Source organism: Paraferrimonas sedimenticola (assembly GCF_002282855.1).
GTDB classification, from domain to species: domain Bacteria; phylum Pseudomonadota; class Gammaproteobacteria; order Enterobacterales; family Shewanellaceae; genus Paraferrimonas; species Paraferrimonas sedimenticola.
In genome coordinates this window covers 41,666-57,140 of sequence record NZ_NRIR01000002.1, presented here as the reverse complement: position 1 = coordinate 57,140, position 15,475 = coordinate 41,666, and the positions used below count along the sequence as shown (strand labels likewise).

16 protein-coding genes are annotated in these 15,475 nt (G+C 52.9%); 11 read left to right on the top strand and 5 right to left on the bottom strand.

Features of this window, described 5'->3' with window-relative positions:
* Positions 1-134 precede the first annotated feature (134 nt).
* The 8 genes from CLC93_RS03635 to prpF all read left to right on the top strand — a co-directional run bounded on the left by CLC93_RS03635 (position 135) and on the right by prpF (position 9,217).
* Positions 135-395 (top strand): hypothetical protein, encoded by a 261-nt coding sequence (locus CLC93_RS03635; RefSeq protein WP_095504594.1) that lies wholly within the window; start codon positions 135-137, stop codon positions 393-395.
* A 132-nt stretch (positions 396-527) separates the two neighbouring features.
* Positions 528-1,433 (top strand): acyltransferase, encoded by a 906-nt coding sequence (locus CLC93_RS03630; RefSeq protein ID WP_095504593.1) that lies wholly within the window; start codon positions 528-530, stop codon positions 1,431-1,433.
* Positions 1,427-2,368 (top strand): acyltransferase, encoded by a 942-nt coding sequence (locus CLC93_RS03625; RefSeq protein WP_095504592.1) that lies wholly within the window; start codon positions 1,427-1,429, stop codon positions 2,366-2,368. The genes CLC93_RS03630 and CLC93_RS03625 overlap by 7 nt, the downstream gene beginning before the upstream one ends.
* Before the next feature lie 267 nt (positions 2,369-2,635).
* Complete coding sequence (locus tag CLC93_RS03620; RefSeq protein ID WP_095505008.1) at positions 2,636-3,298, top strand: GntR family transcriptional regulator; 663 nt, start codon at positions 2,636-2,638, stop codon at positions 3,296-3,298.
* Positions 3,291-4,181: a methylisocitrate lyase gene (prpB, locus tag CLC93_RS03615; RefSeq protein ID WP_095504591.1), complete on the top strand. Its 891-nt coding sequence runs from the start codon at positions 3,291-3,293 to the stop codon at positions 4,179-4,181. The genes CLC93_RS03620 and prpB overlap by 8 nt, the downstream gene beginning before the upstream one ends.
* Before the next feature lie 10 nt (positions 4,182-4,191).
* Positions 4,192-5,316, top strand: coding sequence for a bifunctional 2-methylcitrate synthase/citrate synthase (gene prpC / locus CLC93_RS03610; protein ID WP_095504590.1), 1,125 nt, complete (start codon positions 4,192-4,194; stop codon positions 5,314-5,316).
* 58 nt (positions 5,317-5,374) lie between these two features.
* On the top strand, positions 5,375-7,975 hold the full coding sequence (gene acnD, locus CLC93_RS03605) for a Fe/S-dependent 2-methylisocitrate dehydratase AcnD (protein ID WP_095504589.1): 2,601 nt from the start codon (positions 5,375-5,377) through the stop codon (positions 7,973-7,975).
* 60 nt (positions 7,976-8,035) lie between these two features.
* Positions 8,036-9,217 carry a 2-methylaconitate cis-trans isomerase PrpF gene (gene prpF, locus CLC93_RS03600; protein ID WP_095504588.1) on the top strand — a complete coding sequence of 394 codons (1,182 nt, stop codon included), beginning with the start codon at positions 8,036-8,038 and terminating at the stop codon, positions 9,215-9,217.
* A 77-nt stretch (positions 9,218-9,294) separates the two neighbouring features.
* Here the strand turns inward: prpF and CLC93_RS03595 are convergent, their stop codons facing one another.
* Complete coding sequence (locus tag CLC93_RS03595; RefSeq protein ID WP_095504587.1) at positions 9,295-9,840, bottom strand: hypothetical protein; 546 nt, start codon at positions 9,838-9,840, stop codon at positions 9,295-9,297.
* A gap of 203 nt (positions 9,841-10,043) precedes the next feature.
* On the opposite strand from CLC93_RS03595, the gene CLC93_RS03590 reads away from it, so the two are divergent.
* Together CLC93_RS03590 and CLC93_RS03585 are read left to right on the top strand one after the other, a co-directional pair.
* On the top strand, positions 10,044-11,021 hold the full coding sequence (locus CLC93_RS03590; RefSeq protein ID WP_095504586.1) for a phosphotransferase family protein: 978 nt from the start codon (positions 10,044-10,046) through the stop codon (positions 11,019-11,021).
* Positions 11,022-11,147: 126 nt separating this feature from the next.
* The gene (locus CLC93_RS03585) at positions 11,148-11,381 is read left to right on the top strand and encodes a cell division protein ZapB (protein WP_095504585.1); all 234 of its coding nucleotides are present in this window, start codon (positions 11,148-11,150) and stop codon (positions 11,379-11,381) included.
* A 17-nt stretch (positions 11,382-11,398) separates the two neighbouring features.
* Here the strand turns inward: CLC93_RS03585 and CLC93_RS03580 are convergent, their stop codons facing one another.
* The 4 genes from CLC93_RS03580 to CLC93_RS03565 all read right to left on the bottom strand — a co-directional run bounded on the left by CLC93_RS03580 (position 11,399) and on the right by CLC93_RS03565 (position 13,862).
* Positions 11,399-11,602, bottom strand: coding sequence for a DUF1107 family protein (locus CLC93_RS03580; RefSeq protein WP_095504584.1), 204 nt, complete (start codon positions 11,600-11,602; stop codon positions 11,399-11,401).
* A 290-nt stretch (positions 11,603-11,892) separates the two neighbouring features.
* Positions 11,893-12,504: a thiol:disulfide interchange protein DsbA/DsbL gene (locus tag CLC93_RS03575; RefSeq protein WP_095504583.1), complete on the bottom strand. Its 612-nt coding sequence runs from the start codon at positions 12,502-12,504 to the stop codon at positions 11,893-11,895.
* 69 nt (positions 12,505-12,573) lie between these two features.
* Positions 12,574-13,566: a serine/threonine protein kinase gene (locus tag CLC93_RS03570; protein WP_095504582.1), complete on the bottom strand. Its 993-nt coding sequence runs from the start codon at positions 13,564-13,566 to the stop codon at positions 12,574-12,576.
* Positions 13,563-13,862, bottom strand: a complete 300-nt coding sequence (locus CLC93_RS03565) for a DUF3630 family protein (RefSeq protein WP_169902806.1) — start codon at positions 13,860-13,862, stop codon at positions 13,563-13,565. The genes CLC93_RS03570 and CLC93_RS03565 overlap by 4 nt, the downstream gene beginning before the upstream one ends.
* Positions 13,863-14,008: 146 nt before the next feature.
* Here CLC93_RS03565 and CLC93_RS03560 point away from each other — a divergent pair, with 146 nt between their 5' ends.
* Positions 14,009-15,454, top strand: a complete 1,446-nt coding sequence (locus CLC93_RS03560; protein WP_095504580.1) for a protein adenylyltransferase SelO — start codon at positions 14,009-14,011, stop codon at positions 15,452-15,454.
* Positions 15,455-15,475: the final 21 nt, after the last annotated feature.

Below are 15,475 nucleotides of genomic sequence, written 5' to 3'. Positions count from 1 at the left end.
ATAATGCCCTGTTCAATTGATGGCGGCAGTGTAGCAAGCGGATTTGCCCTTGCCCAGCTCTCAGAAAGCCACAAAAGCCCTAGGCAGTACTTTAAAAACCAAGTAAATTGCTAAATAAAAAAAAGAGTTACCCCATGCCAGAGCTGTTAGCCAAGTCCCTATTCGCTGCCGTAATCGCCGATGACTACGCCCTTCAGGCGAGCAAGGTCATGGACGCCATTATGGCCCACTGCGATGAGCAAATCGGTGCCACCTATTGTCACGCCCTAACGCGCACCCTTGAAGATCCAAACTACCCGGCACTGGAAAAGGCCAGTAGAAGCTGCCTGATTTTCTCCGAAGCGCTTGATGCGGGACGAATTGGCAAAGGCACTGGATTTGATCAGCGCGGCTAGTCAACAAGGCCTAATTTAGCGCTCTCGGCTCACAAATCCACAACGCCTTTAGGCTAGTCAGACCTCCCCCCTCTTGTGAGTGCAGTGCGCTGTCATTAAAATGAGCGCTGATTATTTTTTGCGGAGAGAATTATGACCGCGCTGTTGCGGCCTTTAATCGCCCTATTTTCCTTTAGCTTGTACACGCTTAACACGCTTTTTTGGGTAGTACCGATTCTGCTGTTCGGACTGATTAAGCTGATCCCAATTCGTCTGCTTCGCAAAGGTTGCACTCTGATTATCGATGCAGCGGCGGCTTCTTGGGTCAAAGTGAATGGTTGGATCCAAGACCTAAGTCATCCGTACAAGGTACAAGTCAGTGGCGACGTCAATCTCTCTAAGTCCGACTGGTATATGGTGATAGCCAACCACCAAACTTGGGTCGACATTCTGGTATTGCAGCGAATACTGGGCGGCAAAGTGCCGTTTCTCAAATTCTTTCTAAAAAAAGAACTGCTTTACGTGCCGGTTTTGGGTTTGGCTTGGTGGGCACTAGATTTCCCATTCATGCGTCGCTACACCGCCGCACAGTTGCGCAAAAACCCCAAGTTGCGCGGCAAGGATATCGAAACCACCAAAGCGTCTTGTGCTCAGTTCCAACACCAGCCGGTGAGCATTATGAATTTCGTTGAGGGCACGCGCTTTACCGAAGACAAGTACCGCAAACAGGCACCTCAGTATCAGCATCTATTGCGTCCTCGCGCTGGCGGGCTAGCGTTTGCGCTTGCGGCTATGGATGAGCGCATCAATCACTTGTTGGATGTCACTATTGTTTACCCCAATGGACGCCCTACTTTTTGGGAGTTTTTGAGCGGCCAATTCAGCGAGGCCAAAGTCGACATTAAACTTCGCAGTGTCGATGCGAGCCTACGTGGCGACTACACGTCTGACCGTGCCTTTAAGCAATCTTTCCAGCAATGGTTGAATGGCGTTTGGCAGGAAAAAGACAATACCATCGCCCGATTAAAACAACCCGTGAGTGACACCCAGGCATGCTAAATTTTTTACCTGCTCCGATTCTTTATGTGCTGAATACCACTTTGGTTATCCTCAGCACGATTGTGTTTGCAACACTTATCATTATCGGCGGCCTAGTGAAGCTCATTCTACCCGGGCAGACCCTAAACAACCTGATGTCCCATTGGCTGACTGAGCTGATGCGCGGCTGGGCAATTACCAATGGTCTGATCCTCAAGCTCACCTGCAAGCTCGAATGGAAAGTCACTGGTGATACCGAATTGTCGCGCCAATCTTGGTACTTGGTGGTGTCCAATCACCTCAGTGGCTTTGACATCGCCGCCCTTTGCTATGTGTTCCGCCACCGCATTCCCATGCTGAAGTTCTTCTTGAAGCGCTCATTGATCTATGTGCCATTCTTGGGGTTGGGCTGTTGGGCGCTGAATATGCCCTTTATGCGTCGCCACACACCTGCGCAAATCAAAAAGAACCCTAATCTCAAAGGCAAGGACATGGAAAGCACTCGCAAAGCCTGCGAGCACTTTAAGCACTTGCCCACCAGCATCATGAATTTTGTTGAGGGCTCGCGCTACGAAGCCAAAAAACACCAGCGTCAAAATTCGCCTTATCAATATTTACTTAAGCCAAAAGCCGGCGGTATCGCATTCGCCTTGGCCACCTTGGGCAGCCAGTTCGATAAGATGCTGGACGTGACTTTGATTTACCCCGACTCGGCGCCAGACATTCTCGCCGCCATTCTGCGTGGCGAAGTGACCCAGGTACAAGTGCATATTCGCTCGATGCCCGCGCCGAAAATCGACGCACAGCGCTATTTAGAAGAGGCCAGTTACCGAGCCGAGTTCCAACAGTGGCTCAACAAACTTTGGGCGGAAAAAGACGCGCTGATTGCCGAACGCTTGCGCGAGTCTAGCCTTGAGCAAAAGGTGTACCCTGAGGTGAAATCCCAATCGGCTTAGTCAACACTGATTCCTACCAAGGCCGGCATTCGCCGGCTTTTTTGTCGACAAAACCTGGATTGTTGACAATGTGCGCATAAATTGATCTAGCTCAAAGAATAAGCAAAACGCCGCCTTAAAGGGGCTACAAGCCAGATCGGCTCGAATATAACTCGAATCCTTCCACTTAAGTATTGTTGACAAAATAACCAAAACCACCTAATTTGTGTGACAGCTCTCGCAATAACCCTAAAAACCGCGAAGGAATCACACTTGATTGTCGACAAAATGCCAACCACTCTGGCCGACAAAGCGACACTGGCCATTCAACAAGCCATCATCACTGGTGAGCTTGAGGCTGGCTCTAAGATCAATGAACAAGCCTTGGCCGCCAAATACGGCATTTCCCGCGGCCCCCTTCGCGAGGCCCTGCAGACCCTAGAACAACAACGTCTGGTCGTGCGCCAACCCAATGTCGGCGCGCGAGTCGCCGCTTTAAGCCTTGATGAGCTCCACCAGCTTTACGAGTTGCGCGCCGTGCTTGAGAGCATGGCCTGCCAGTTAGCCGCACAGCACATCACCACAGACTTAAAACAACAACTCACTCGTCTCATCGAGCAACAAAGCCAAGCCTTTCAAAACGGTCGCGACTTTCACATGAGCGACGACGTCGACTTTCATCATTGCATCATTCAAGCCAGCCAAAACCGCTACCTGCAAGACAGCCTGACCGGCGGCTTGTACCACCTGGTGCGCATGTATCGCTACCAGTGCACTGGAGAGTCGCGTCCAACTCGCGCCATCGAAGAACATGCCGCGATTGCCAAAGCCATTATCAAGGGCGATGGCGAGTTGGCTAGCTTACTGATGAAACGCCACATTCAAACCGGGCTGAAAAACACCGCCCGCAAATTACAGCAAAAAATGGAACAGGAACTTCACAATGACTAAATTGACTCCGGGCGCTCGTTTTCGCCAAGCGGTAGAAAACAGCAATCCACTACAGATCGTGGGTACCGTAAACGCCTACTTTGCACTGATGGCCGAGAAAACCGGCTTTGACGCTCTGTACCTATCGGGCGCCGGTGTAGCCAACGCCTCTTTTGGTATGCCGGATCTTGGCATGACCTCTATGAACGACGTGGTCACCGACGCCAGCCGCATTACTTCCGTCACTGATTTACCTTTGCTGGTCGACATCGACACCGGCTGGGGTGGCGCGTTTAACATCGCGCGCACCATTCGCGAGTTTGAGCGCGCGCAAGTGGCGGCGGTTCATATGGAAGACCAAGTCGCCCAAAAGCGTTGCGGCCACCGTCCAAATAAAGAAGTGGTTTCTATCGAAGAGATGGTCGACCGCATCAAGGCCGCGGTTGACGCCCGCCAAGACGACAGCTTTGTAATCATGGCTCGCACCGACGCGGTTGCTGGCGAAGGCATACAAGCGGGTATCGACCGCGCCAACGCTTATCTTGAAGCCGGTGCTGACATGATTTTTGCCGAAGCTCTGACCGAGTTAGACCACTACCGCAAGTTCCGCGCTCAGGTTAACGCACCGATTCTGGCCAACATGACCGAGTTTGGTAAAACCGAGCTATTTAGCACAGAGCAGTTAGCCGAAGCCGGTGCCGACATGGTGCTATACCCGTTAACCACTTTCCGCGCCGCTAACGCAGCCGTACTTAAGACCCTTGAAGCGCTTAAGAACGACGGCCACCAGCGCGCCATGGTAGATAGCATGCAAACTCGTGCCGAGCTGTATGATTTCTTGGGCTATCACGCCTACGAAGACAAGCTAGACACCCTATTCCAACAACAAAAAAACGAAAAGTAAGGACACTCCCATGGTTGATAAGAAACTCAGCGGCGCCGGCCTTCGTGGCCAGAGCGCAGGTGAAACTGCCCTAAGTACCGTTGGTCAATCAGGCACCGGCCTGACCTACCGCGGCTATGACATTTCGGATTTGGCCGAAAGCGTGAGCTTTGAAGAAGTGGCTTACTTGTTGTTCTACGGTGAGCTGCCAAACAGCGAACAACTTACCGCTTACCGCGAGCGCCTAAAGTCCATGCGCAGCCTGCCGCGCCCGCTCAAAGAAGTGCTTGAGCGCATTCCTGCCGACGCCCACCCAATGGATGTCATGCGTACCGGCGTGAGCATGCTAGGTAACCTAGAAACCGAAGCGGACTTCTCGGAACAGCAAGACGTAGCGGATCGCTTGTTGGCCACTTTCCCGGCCATCATTTGCTACTGGTACCGCTATAGCCACTTTGGCGATCGCATCATCACGGAAACCGACGACGATCAGTTGGGCGCCTACTTCCTGCACTTGCTGCACGGTAAAAAGCCATCTGAGTTGCACGCTCGCGTGATGGACGTGTCACTGATTTTGTACGCTGAGCACGAGTTTAACGCCTCAACCTTTACCGCTCGCGTATGTGCCTCAACCTTGAGCGACATGCACTCTTGTATCGCGGGTGCGATTGGCTCGCTGCGCGGTCCACTGCACGGTGGTGCTAACGAAGCGGCGATGGAGCTGATTGAAGATCTGAAAGACGAAGACCACGCTCGCGAAGTACTGGCGCAAAAACTGGCCAACAAAGACAAGATCATGGGCTTTGGCCACGCCATTTACCGCGAGTCAGACCCGCGCAATGGCATCATCAAAGCCTGGTCTGAAAAGCTGTCAAAAGAGTTTGGCGACGAGCGTCTGTACAAAGTTTCAGAGGCTTGTGAGAGCTTTATGTGGGAGCAGAAGAAGCTGTTCTGTAACGCTGACTTCTTCCACGCCTCGGCCTATCACTTCATGGGCATTCCGACCAAGCTGTTCACTCCGATTTTCGTATGCTCGCGTTTGACCGGTTGGGCTGCGCACGTGTTTGAGCAACGTGCCAACAACCGCATCATTCGCCCAAGCGCCGACTACGTTGGTGTCGAGCCGCGTAACGTGGTTCCTTTGAGCGAACGCTAACAGCTAGCGGCCAACACCTGTTGGCCGCTGTTTTTCACCCAGTTTTATTGGTGAGCCCATGAATAATAAGAATTTCCGCAAGTCGCTACCTGGATTTCAGGTAGACTTTTACGACACCCAAGAGGCCGTTGAGCAACTCTCCCCAGGGGCTTACGCCAAACTGCCGTACACCTCCAAAGTACTCGCCGAGCAATTGGTGCGCCGCGCCGAGCCCGCGAGCCTTAACGATTACCTAGACCAACTGATTTCCCGCAAGCGCACCCTGGACTTCCCTTGGTACCCAGCGCGAGTGGTGTGTCACGACATTCTTGGCCAAACTGCGCTCGTTGACCTAGCAGGCCTTCGCGATGCAATTGCCGACAAAGGCGGCGACCCAGCCCAAGTCAACCCTGTGGTACCTACCCAACTGATTGTTGACCACTCACTAGCGGTAGAACACGCCGGTTTCGACCCAGAGGCCTTTGAGAAAAACCGCGCCATTGAAGATCGCCGCAACGAAGACAGATTCCACTTCATCGAGTGGACCAAAACCGCCTTTGAAAACGTTGACGTTATTCCTGCGGGTAACGGCATCATGCACCAAATTAATTTGGAAAAGATGTCGCCGGTGATCCAAAACCGCGATGGTATTGCCTTCCCAGATACCTGTGTAGGTACCGACAGCCATACCCCACACGTGGACGCTTTGGGCGTTATCGCCATTGGTGTGGGAGGTTTAGAAGCGGAAAGCGTGATGCTAGGCCGCGCCTCTATGATGCGCCTGCCGGACATCGTCGGCGTTAAGCTGGTTGGCGAGCGCAAACCCGGGATCACTGCTACCGATATGGTGCTGGCAATCACCGAGTTCCTGCGCGAACAACGCGTGGTGTCTAGCTACCTAGAGTTCTTTGGTGAAGGCACTAACAACCTTACCATTGGCGATCGCGCTACCATTGCCAACATGACCCCAGAGTACGGTGCCAGTGCGGGTATGTTCTACATCGACCAGCAAACCATCGACTATCTCAAACTCACCGGTCGTGAGCCTGAGCAAGTACAACTGGTAGAAGCCTACGCCAAGCAAACCGGTTTGTGGGCCGATGCCATGGTGGAAGCCGAGTACGAGCGCGTGTTGGAGTTTGACCTGTCTACGGTTGAACGCAACCTAGCCGGCCCCTCTAACCCGCACCGTCGTCTGCCTACCGCCGAGTTGGCCGAGCGCGGGATTGCCAACGACACCGACTTGTCAGAAGCGACTCGCGATAACATGCCTGATGGCGCCGTTATCATCGCTGCTATCACCAGCTGCACCAATACCTCAAACCCGCGCAACGTGATTGCTGCAGGTTTGGTGGCCAAGAAAGCCAATCAGTTAGGTCTGGCGCGCAAGCCTTGGGTGAAAACTTCATTCGCTCCAGGTTCAAAGGTAGCCAAGCTGTATCTTGAGCACGCGGACTTACTGGGCGAGCTTGAGCAGCTCGGTTTTGGGATCGTAGCGTATGCCTGTACCACCTGTAACGGCATGAGCGGTGCGCTAGAGCCTGACATTCAGCAGCAGATCATCGACCGCGACCTGTACTCTACTGCCGTGTTGTCTGGTAACCGTAACTTCGATGGTCGTATTCACCCATACGCCAAGCAGGCGTTCTTGGCCTCACCGCCGCTAGTCGTGGCTTATGCCATCGCTGGTAGCGTGCGCTTTGACATCGAAAAAGACGTGCTCGGACACGACAGCCAAGGCAATCCGATTCGCTTGATGGACCTTTGGCCAAGTGACGCCGAAATCGATGCCATCATCGACCAAGCGGTGAAGCCTGAGCAGTTTAAGCAGGTGTACCAGCCGATGTTTGACCTTAAAGTCGACTACGGCCAAGCCACCTCGCCCCTGTACGACTGGCGCGAGATGAGTACCTATATTCGTCGTCCTCCTTACTGGGAAGGCGCGCTGGCAGGGGTTCGTACCCTTAAGGGCATGCGTCCATTGGCGATTCTGGGTGACAACATCACCACGGATCACCTATCGCCGTCGAACGCAATTTTGGCCAGTTCCGCCGCCGGTGAATACTTGGCGAAAATGGGACTGCCAGAAGAAGACTTTAACTCTTACGCCACCCACCGCGGCGATCACTTAACCGCCCAACGTGCGACCTTTGCCAACCCCAAACTGTTTAACGAAATGGTGCGGGAAAACGGTGAAGTCAAGCAAGGTTCGCTAGCGCGAATTGAGCCAGAGGGTAAAGTGACTCGCATGTGGGAAGCGATTGAAACCTACATGGAGCGCGGCCAAAACCTGATTATTGTGGCCGGTGCTGACTATGGTCAGGGTTCTTCCCGTGACTGGGCCGCTAAAGGCGTGCGCCTAGCTGGTGTCGAAGTGATTCTGGCGGAAGGTTTTGAGCGTATTCACCGCACTAACTTGGTGGGCATGGGTGTACTACCGCTGCAGTTTCAGGCGGGCACCAACCGCAAGACGCTGGCGCTTGACGGTCGTGAAACCTATGACGTTGTCGGTGAGCCAACCCCAGGTGCCACCCTAAAAGTCATCATCACTCGCGACAATGGCGAAGTGGTGGAAGTACCTGCGACTTGTCGCTTGGATACCGCCGAAGAGGTGGCGATCTACTCGGCCGGTGGTGTACTGCAGCGCTTCGCGCAGGACTTTTTAGCCCAACACCAGTAGTTAAAAGCGCGCGTCGGCTAACACTGACGCGCTTTTTTTCGCTTTTAAAAAGGACAACTCATGGCTTTTCCCGCCCAAATCAAAATTCCCGCCACCTATATGCGCGGCGGCACCAGTAAAGGCGTGTTCTTTAATCTGACCGACTTACCCGAGGCGGCGCAACAGCCCGGGCCTGTACGAGACGCGTTATTGTTGCGAGTGATTGGCAGCCCAGATCCTTACGCCAAGCACACCGACGGCATGGGTGGCGCCACCTCTTCCACCAGCAAGACAGTGATTCTCTCGAAGACCACACAAGCCAATCACGACGTGGATTATCTGTTTGGCCAAGTGGCTATCAATAAGCCCTTCGTCGACTGGAGTGGCAACTGCGGCAACTTAACCGCTGCGGTGGGAGCGTTTGCGATACAGTCTGGCTTGGTGGACCCGACCCGCATTCCAGAAAATGGCATTGCCGAGGTACGCATCTGGCAGGTGAATATCCAAAAAACCATCATCGCCAAGGTGCCCATTCGCAACGGACGAGTACAAGAGACCGGCGACTTTGAACTCGACGGGGTGACCTTCCCCGCCGCTGAGGTGGAAGTGGCCTTTGTCGACCCATCAGCACCGGGTGAATCCGTATTCCCCACGGGCAATCTGGTAGACATGCTCGAAGTCCCTGGAGTGGGTAGCTTTAAAGCCACCTTCATCAATGCCGGTATTCCTACCATTTTCGTCAATGCGGCAGACATAGGCTATCGCGGGGACGAAATGCAAAGTGACATTAACTCTGACTCAGCGGCCCTTGAGCGCTTTGAGACCATTCGCGCCCATGGCGCTGTGGCCATGGGGTTAATTGAGCACCCAGACCAAGCCCAGTCTCGGGCCCATACCCCAAAAATCGCCTTTGTAGCGCCGCCAAGTAGCTACACAGCGTCAAGCGGCAAAGCCATCGACGCCAGTGACATCGATCTCCAAGTACGCGCCATGTCCATGGGACAATTGCACCACGCCATGATGGGCACCGCCGCTGTGGCCATTGCTGCGGCCGCCTGTATTCCGGGTACTCTGGTGAATCTGGCCGCCGGTGGTGGCGAGCGCCAGTCAGTGGTGTTTGGTCATCCTTCAGGCACGCTTAAGGTTGGAGCGCAAACCGAGTCGGTGGATGGTCAGTGGCAAGTGCGTCAGGCGATCATGAGCCGCAGCGCACGAGTGCTGATGGAAGGCTGGGTACGAGTACCGCCGGTAGAAGGCTTGTAAGCAAGAGGCGCTGGCAACCGAGCTAGCGCCTTTGAGTTAACGCTTATTGATTGGCGCCGATGTTCAGCGCCAATCGGTTAGCGCCAATCAGTCAGAGCTATGCGAGACTCGCCCACCAGCTCGAATTCCAAGTCCACCACGGTTTGGGTGGCTTCTAGGTTAGCAAGACCACGGCAAAGGTGCTCATCAGGGCAGTCGATGGGCTGACCAAAGAAATAATACTCGCCAGCCTTCTTCACCAAACTTTGCTCGCCCATCACCACTCTTGGGTAGTTGTAAACTTGGGCTAGTGGCTCTAGCTCGATTTCTTGGTCGCGAATAAAGCGATACTGGCCGAATTCGCCAGACTCAGGCTCATCGATGACTTCTACTAAAATGCGACGACGCTTACCCCACTCAAAGCTAAAATCTTCAATCTCACCCTGACATTGAGGGTCTTGCGCTGGCTCTTGTTGCAAGGGGTAGCAGAGTTGCCACTGTGCCCCATGCTCGGCATCGCTGTTCAGCTGTAACTGCAGCGCAGGCGCAATCACCAACTCTTTGGTGTTGCTATCGACAGACGCCTCGTCGCAACCACTAATTAGTAGCAAGCTGGCAACGGCAAGCGACAGATGAAAACGCATGTTATCGACTCTCTAACTTTGGGGGATACAAGCCTAACAACTCGTTTCGCAAATCCTATCAAATGGCGCAAAAAACGCGATCCAGCTAACACAAATAATAGGAAGCTTAGTGCCTTTAGTTAAAAATTAACCCGAATGGAGTAACTAGAGAGACATAGCCGCCTGTGGCACAATAACCAAAAATTAATACTCTTGTTATTCAAATGTACCTCTCTTCCGCCAACCAGAGCTATTTGCTCGAGCAGTGTCAGGCTGACGCCATCTTTTCTGAACAATTGATCCAGCCCCTATGGAGCGACTACGGCCAGCTCGTCAGGGTCAACTTGATAGGCGGTGAGCATGGCTCGGTCATCGTTAAGCAAATCGATTGGGCCAAACGACGCAGCAACGTTCGCGGCTGGGGTAACGACCTATCCCATCAACGCAAACTGCGGTCCTATCAAGTAGAGTCGAGCTGGTATCAGGGACTGGCCAAGGACTCGCCTGTAACAGTCCCCAAAGTGATTGCCAGCCACCAAGACGACACTCAATTACTGCTGATTCTGGAGGATTTGGCGCCTTTGGGTTTTACCCAAGTGCTACGCCAAGCCAAAGGAGAGACCATTACCAGTGTCATCGACTGGTTGGCTGAATTTCACGGATTTTACTTAGGCCAAACACCGACGGGATTGTGGGAGCAAGGCTGCTATTGGCACCTGCAGACTCGCCCGGACGAATGGCAAGCCATGGCCGAGGGTAAGTTAAAGCAGGCCGCCAGTGATATCGATGCAGCGCTGCGCTCCTGTCAGTATCAGACCATAGTCCACGGCGATGCCAAGCTGGCGAATTTCTGCTTTAGCAAAGACCACACGCAAGTTGCGGCGGTGGATTTCCAGTACATAGGCGCCGGCGTTGGCGTGCAGGATCTGGCTTACTTCATTAGCAGCGTGTTCAATGAGTACGAAGCCGAGCAATACGAGGAGCAGATTCTCAGCCGCTACTTCGAACGGCTAAACCAGGCAATTGAGCAATATCACCCGAATATCAACGCCGCTGAAGTTGAACGCGAATGGCGGCAACTCTATTGTGTGGCTTGGGCAGACTTTTGTCGTTTCTTGCAAGGTTGGAGCCCACAGCACTGGAAATTGACCCCGTACAGCCAAGCACAAACCCAACGAGCGCTTGAGTTACTGGGTTGGTAAGCCTTTACTGGCGATTAAATCAGCGAACGCGAAACAAAGTCAGTAATAACCTGATTTTACGCTTTCGCTTAGAACCACACTTGCTAGAATGACAGGCAAGCGAACACCGCATTTGCAAGGATATTTATGAGTCTAGAATTATTAAGCCAGCTGGAAAGCAAGGTACAAGTCGCCCTCGAAACCATTGAGCTTTTGAAAATGGAACTGGACGAAGAACGCGCTAACAATCGCACGCTGCAACAACAACAGCAAACACTGCAAAGCGAGAATCAAGAACTTCAGAGTCAGCTGCAGCAGTGGAACGACAAAGTGAATGGGATGCTCGACCGCATCAATCAGGAAGTCAAAGAGGCGCTATAAAGCGCCTCTTTCGTTTGCTATGCATTAACCTGTGAGGTCTGCATTTCTTGGTTGAGTAGCTTGACCGCCTCTTTCACCTTGATTGGATCTGCGGCTTTGGCCAAGAATCGCCCTTGCTTAAAGCGAAGCCAGCCCAGATGCTTTACCCAAATCACTCCGTTGACAAGAATCCGAGCGTGTTTCGCAATTAGCTTTGGCGCAAAAACGGGAAATCTTCTCATACGCCCTCCGTGCAAATCGATCCCGATGACACTAGTGTCCCATATTCAGACAGCGAAACTGGTCCAATGCTCCCCACTGTATTTAAAACTTTTTGTTTTAAACGGGGGATTTTTTATTACCAGTTCCGGATCGACACAAGGCGTCAAAATCCCATAAATTGCCAAAAATTTGACAAACTGCTAGAGTAAATACGTTACTCAAGGCCGACAGGTCGAAGCCAGTTTGTACTGACTTCAAAACCAAAAACGCACCCGTTAAGGTGCGTTTTTTTTTGTCGCTAAACAATTGCTTAGTCTTTTTGAGTCAAATACAGAATCAACTCACTTAGCTCGTCGAAACTCTTCACCGATTGAGTGTTCACGCGGTACTTGTCATTAACCACAAAGGTAGGAACGCCGGTCAGTTTGGCGTTTTGAGTACTGCGAGCCATTTGCGACGCCATGGTTTTAACCATAAAGGACTCAGCAGCCTTGTCGTAATCTGCAGGATTCACACCAGTGGCGATGAAGACATCGCGAATTTCTTTTGGCGTGCGCGGTGCTTTTTTCTCATCGTGAATACGTGAGAACAGCACTGGCTTCACTTTTTCGGTAACGCCAAGCTGAATGGCAATCGCGTAAGCCTTGGTCATGGCAACGCCCATCTCACGCCCGATGAAGTCAACGTGGTTTTGCTTGAATACCACGTCAGCATCTTTCAATTCGCCTTTCAAACGAGGCACATAGCCTTTTTCAAAGGTATTACAGTGGCCACAGAAGAAAGAAAAGTACTCGGTAACGGTTGGCTTTGCCGAACCTTCACCCTGGTTAATCACCTCGTAGTTAACGCCTTCTTTAAAATCAGCCAACGCGGCCAGTGGAGTTAACATCAGCGCCAACGCGCACGCCATTAGCTTTTTCATTTGCTTTCCTTTTGAAATTTTTTTAAGCCATCAGTGTCTAGGCGCCAGCCTAGCACAAAGCCGCCCCAGTTAGAATTGCCCGGGTAAGCGAATGGGAGCCTCGTCTAATGCTGCCAATTGCTCTTTGAGGGCAAGAATTTGCTGTTCCCAGTATTTGTCCTCTGCATACCAAGGAAAGTTCCGAGGAAATGCAGGGTCTTGCCAACGACGCCCTATCCAAGCGCAATAATGAATCATACGCATCGCTCGCAATGGCTCAATTAGCGGCAGTTGTTTAGCCGGAAACTCACAGAATTCGTCGTAGCTTTCCGCCAACATGTCCAGTTGCGCCAGTTGTTGCTGCCGGTCACCACTGAGCATCATCCACAGGTCTTGCACCGCAGGGCCTTGGCGCGCATCGTCTAAATCCACAAAGCCCGGGCCATCCTCCATCCACAAAATGTTGCTTGGGTGCAAGTCACCGTGCAGGCGAATGAACTCTGATGAGTCGACCTGCTGCCAGGCCTTCATTACACGCTCAGCCACTAACTCCAACACGGTAAAGTATGGGGTCTCCAGACTACGCGGCACCAACTCACTGTTTTTCAGAAACGCCAGCGGCTTCTCAACGAACTCGCTGACACTCAGCACCGGTCTGTGTTTGAAAGGCTCAGCGGCGGCCAGTTGATGAATACGACCGAGAAAACGGCCGACCACTTCTAGCTGATCCCAGTTGTCCACCTCAAAGGTGCGCCCACCCATAGAGTGAAACAGGGCAAAGCTAAAACCGCCAAATTCAAACAGGTTAGCGCCGTCTTGTCGGTAGGCGGTGGCCACCGGCACTTCGTGGGCCGCCAATAGATCGGCAAAATCCAGCTCTTCTTGAATCTGCGCTCGGCTCCAGCGCTGTGGGCGATAGAACTTCACCACGTAGCGATTGCCGCGGTCACAGCGAAATTGGTAAACGCGGTTTTCGTAGCTGTTTAGCGGCAAAAGTCCGGTTTCGGGATACACTCCAATCGATTCGATCGCCTGAATGATCAAATCAGGCGTGAGTTGTTGATAATCAAAACTCGCGCTCATAGCGATAGCCCACCTTCTATGCGTCGACCTAAGTAGCTCAACAACTCAGTTTCACTGCGGTCCTCGAGCTCAAACCACACCGCACTAGAGTAGCCCTCAAAATGCAGGCGTAACCGCGAGCCTTCAAAGTCCAAGCTCCACTGATGGCGGTCGGCTCCGGACTGGCGTTCAACAACGCGAATCTCTAACGCTTGGGTCAAACGCTCGCCGAAGTCGCTAAAATCGTCGTAGTCGGGCAAGTCGCCCGCTAGACTCAAAGTGCCTTGTTGTTGGTCGAGTTGACAGGTGAGTTTCATTGCATCCCCGCGGGCTATCCTCAATACTCGAGCTCTGATTAGAATCATTAAGTATTGGATCTCAATAAGATTTGGCATCATAAGGTGAGCCATTTCCTGCGTGCAAGCGTTTTCAGCCACGACAAATCTGTAAATACGAGGTCAGCATGTCGCTTCACCCTCCCAGTTTCATCCAGCTCGGCAGTGAATTTTTTGAGCGCACTGAACCAACCCCGGTCCGACAGCCTGAATTGTTACTGTTTAACGAGGCGTGGGCTAAGGCCAACCTAGCGCCTGAGTCTTTGCCAAGTTCAGCCCTCGAGTTGGCAAAGGTTTTTTGCGGCAATCAGACCTTACCCGGCAGTGAACCCATCGCCTGCGCCTATGCCGGTCATCAGTTCGGTCATTACAACCCTCGCTTAGGGGATGGTCGCGCTCATCTGCTGGGTGAGCTAAAAGGGCTAGATGGAAGCGATTGGGAAGTGCAGCTCAAAGGCTCAGGGATCACCGATTTCTCAAGAGGCGGTGATGGCCGCTGTGCACTAGCCCCGGCTTTGCGCGAATATTTAATGAGCGAGGCCATGTACGCCTTAGGTGTGCCAACCGGCCGCTGCCTAGCCGTCGTCAGCACTGGTGAGACAGTTTACCGCCAAGGCGCCGAGCCCGGCGCAATTGTCACTCGACTGATGGCCAGTCACTTGCGGGTTGGTAGCTTTCAGTACGCCGCCAATCAACTGGGCCCTGAGGCCACCAAACGCCTACTCGATTACGCCATTGCACGTCATTACCCGCACATAGACCCAAATGACGCTCAAGCGCCATTGCTCTTCTTGCAAGCGGTGGCAGAGAAACAGCGCCAGTTAATTAAAGCCTGGATGCGAGTGGGCTTTATTCACGGGGTGATGAATACCGACAACTGCGCTATCAGTGGTGACACCATAGACTATGGTCCTTGCGCCATGCTCGGCACCTTTGACCTCAATCAGGTGTATTCGTCCATCGACCAACAAGGTCGTTACGCCTTTGGCCGCCAGCCCCATATCGCCCAGTGGAATCTGGCTAGATTAACTGAGACCTTGCTGCCATTAATGCCGGGTGAAAAACAGGAAGTCCTTGCGAAGCTGCAGGACTTTGTCGACGGCTTGGGCGAATCCTTTGAGCGAGATTTTGGCGAGGTGCTAGCGCAAAAATTAGGGCTAAGCGATGCTGACAAGCACCAGGAGTTGATAGCCACTTTGGTAGAGCGCATGCAACAACAGGGGCTGGATTACACCCAAACCTTTGATAGGCTCACGGAAAGCCAACAAGACTCAAGTTTGCTAGCGCCCTTGCAAGCAGTGCTGGGGGACTGGTTGCCGCTTTGGCACGAAGCGCTAGCGAGCGAGCCCAATGGTGCGTACCAGCTTATGCGCGCGGCAAACCCTAGGGTCATCCCGCGCAACCATTGGGTGGAAGCGGTACTTGAGGCGGCGGTTGAGCATGGCGATTTAGCCCCCTTTAAACGCTTTCTCAAAGTGCTACAGCAACCCTATCAACAGCTTGACGAGACGTCGGACTTTCAAAGCGCTAAGCCCGAGTACGACTTGAGCTACCAAACTTTCTGCGGAACCTAGCCAAGCTCGCCGAAAACTGTG

Coding starts and splice junctions, on each gene's coding strand:
- CLC93_RS03590 (WP_095504586.1), top strand. CDS start 10,044: ATGTACCTCTCTTCCGCCAACCAGAGCTATTTGCTCGAGCAGTGTCAG.
- prpB (WP_095504591.1), top strand. CDS start 3,291: ATGACTAAATTGACTCCGGGCGCTCGTTTTCGCCAAGCGGTAGAAAAC.
- acnD (WP_095504589.1), top strand. CDS start 5,375: ATGAATAATAAGAATTTCCGCAAGTCGCTACCTGGATTTCAGGTAGAC.
- CLC93_RS03625 (WP_095504592.1), top strand. CDS start 1,427: ATGCTAAATTTTTTACCTGCTCCGATTCTTTATGTGCTGAATACCACT.
- CLC93_RS03620 (WP_095505008.1), top strand. CDS start 2,636: ATGCCAACCACTCTGGCCGACAAAGCGACACTGGCCATTCAACAAGCC.
- CLC93_RS03585 (WP_095504585.1), top strand. CDS start 11,148: ATGAGTCTAGAATTATTAAGCCAGCTGGAAAGCAAGGTACAAGTCGCC.
- CLC93_RS03565 (WP_169902806.1), bottom strand. CDS start 13,862: ATGAAACTCACCTGTCAACTCGACCAACAACAAGGCACTTTGAGTCTA.
- prpF (WP_095504588.1), top strand. CDS start 8,036: ATGGCTTTTCCCGCCCAAATCAAAATTCCCGCCACCTATATGCGCGGC.
- CLC93_RS03570 (WP_095504582.1), bottom strand. CDS start 13,566: ATGAGCGCGAGTTTTGATTATCAACAACTCACGCCTGATTTGATCATT.
- CLC93_RS03595 (WP_095504587.1), bottom strand. CDS start 9,840: ATGCGTTTTCATCTGTCGCTTGCCGTTGCCAGCTTGCTACTAATTAGT.
- prpC (WP_095504590.1), top strand. CDS start 4,192: ATGGTTGATAAGAAACTCAGCGGCGCCGGCCTTCGTGGCCAGAGCGCA.
- CLC93_RS03580 (WP_095504584.1), bottom strand. CDS start 11,602: ATGAGAAGATTTCCCGTTTTTGCGCCAAAGCTAATTGCGAAACACGCT.
- CLC93_RS03635 (WP_095504594.1), top strand. CDS start 135: ATGCCAGAGCTGTTAGCCAAGTCCCTATTCGCTGCCGTAATCGCCGAT.
- CLC93_RS03630 (WP_095504593.1), top strand. CDS start 528: ATGACCGCGCTGTTGCGGCCTTTAATCGCCCTATTTTCCTTTAGCTTG.
- CLC93_RS03560 (WP_095504580.1), top strand. CDS start 14,009: ATGTCGCTTCACCCTCCCAGTTTCATCCAGCTCGGCAGTGAATTTTTT.
- CLC93_RS03575 (WP_095504583.1), bottom strand. CDS start 12,504: ATGAAAAAGCTAATGGCGTGCGCGTTGGCGCTGATGTTAACTCCACTG.